This window comes from Roseateles saccharophilus, assembly GCF_004342485.1.
Lineage (GTDB): Bacteria > Pseudomonadota > Gammaproteobacteria > Burkholderiales > Burkholderiaceae_C > Pelomonas > Pelomonas saccharophila.
Window position 1 is genome coordinate 1 of the sequence record NZ_SMBU01000093.1, and the last position, 1,847, is coordinate 1,847.

The window sequence follows — 1,847 nt, forward strand, 5'->3', positions numbered from 1 at the left end:
GCCTTCGTTGACCTTCAGCGCCAACCTCGCATAGCAGCCGCGCAGCGCTTGCAGCACCCGCTCTCCTGCCCGCTGGCTCCTGACGTAGACGTTGCGTCGAGTCGCCCGGAGGAACTGCCCCTCCAGGCGCTCACAGAACCGGACGTGAATCTCTCGACTCATCCGGCTCCTCCCATCCGGCCCTGCCCCCACAGCAGCCTCCAATGCGCAAACAAGCCCGGCTTGTCCCGCGCGATGCGCTCCAGCCAATGCGCCGCACGACGACGATGGCCGCGCAGCCGCTTGTACTTGCGAGTTGCCCACAACACGAGCTTGCGGTCCAGGTGCCGCAACGTCGGGTACAGCGCCGACCTGTAGAAGGCACCGAAGTAGTTCACCCAGCCTCTGATTTGCCGATCAAACATGCGTGCCAGGTCGTGCAATGTCTTGTCGCTACGCGAAGGCAGCGTCCAACTGCGGACTTCCTGGCGGATGCGCTTACCGGCCTTGGCACTCATACCCGGACTGAAGTTGACGAAGTGCTTCCCCCATCGATTCTTCGACCGGCGAGCCCGGAACGTAAAGCCCAGGAAGTCGAAGCTCGTCTCGGGATGATCACCCCGTCGATCGTCGTCCTTGCAGTAGACCAGCCGCGTCTTCTGTGGGTGCAGCGTCAGGCCACATTCCGCGAAGCGCTGCGTCAGCTGTGCCAGCACCACTTCTGCCTGCTCCCGTGTGCGGCAATGGCACAGCGCATCGTCGGCGTACCGTTCGAACGGCACTTCGGAATGATGTCGCCGCATCCATGTGTCGAACACGTAGTGCAGGAACAAGTTGGCCAGCAACGGGCTGATCACACCACCTTGCGGCGTACCCAGCGCTCGCACCTGCGTCTGACCATCGGCCAGCTCAACCGGCGCTTGCAGCCAGCGCTGCACATACAGCAGCACCCAGCGTTCGCCGGTGTTGTTATGACTGTCGCTATCTGAGGGCCGCGGCGGGGTGATGTCCCAAGGACATTTCGGGCGTTGTTGAGAACGCCGCCGGCGGCAGTGCGGGACGCACAAACGAGATAGGCCGGTGCTTGGTTGTTATCGTGGGGTTACCACACCGTCACAACACAACCAAGACCAGCCTATGCATCGGATTGTAGGAAGCATCGTCGTTCTCGCCCAGCACCTGGTCGCGGTCGTCACCGATCCCGAGCAATACCGCCCGGCGGCGTGCCCACATTGCGGCTACGCGCGCGTGTGGCGGCATGGCTGCTACCACCGCAAGGCCGATCGCAGCCGGGGCGGCGCGCGCGACCCGGTGGCGGTGCTGCGGTACTTGTGCGCGGCCTGCCCCCAGACGTGCTCGCGGCTGCCGCAGTGCCTGTCGCCGCGGCGCTGGTATGACTGGGCCGTGCAGCAGGCGGTGCTGCTGCTGTTGCTGAGCGGGGTGTCGCTGCACGGCTGCGCGCGCGCCAGCGGCTTGGATCGACGCACCGTGCGGCGCTGGCGCGACTGGCTGCTCGAGCGCGGCGATCTGTTCGCCTTCGTCCTGCGCAGCCGCTGGCCGGAGCTGGGTCGCCTGGCCGACTTCAATGCCTTCTGGCGCAACGTCATCGACGAGCTGACGCTGGCGCGGGCGATGAGCGTGCTGGACCGCGAGCTGGCCGTCCCGTGATGCGCTGACCCTGAACACGCGCGCCACGGCGCTGGCCCCGCCCGGGCGGGGCCCCCACACACTGTGCCCTCTGGCGGGCAGGCTCTACTGCGGCTGTCATCGGCACCTCACAAGAAACAGAACTGAGGACGGTCGTTCATGCGACTGCCTCCATCGGATTGATCTGGTAGCCCAGGGCAGCGGCACGGCGCTTGAGGGCA

At 65.8% G+C, this 1,847-nt stretch carries 2 protein-coding genes; one reads left to right on the forward strand and one right to left on the reverse strand.

The genetic code is table 11. The features are described from left to right. Positions 1-158 precede the first annotated feature (158 nt). The gene (locus EV671_RS26490) at positions 159-929 is read right to left on the reverse strand and encodes a reverse transcriptase domain-containing protein (RefSeq protein WP_207911271.1); all 771 of its coding nucleotides are present in this window, start codon (positions 927-929) and stop codon (positions 159-161) included. Between the two features lie 187 nt (positions 930-1,116). On the opposite strand from EV671_RS26490, the gene EV671_RS26495 reads away from it, so the two are divergent. Beyond that, positions 1,117-1,647, forward strand: a complete 531-nt coding sequence (locus EV671_RS26495; RefSeq protein WP_132576890.1) for a DUF6431 domain-containing protein — start codon at positions 1,117-1,119, stop codon at positions 1,645-1,647. Positions 1,648-1,847 lie beyond the last annotated feature (200 nt).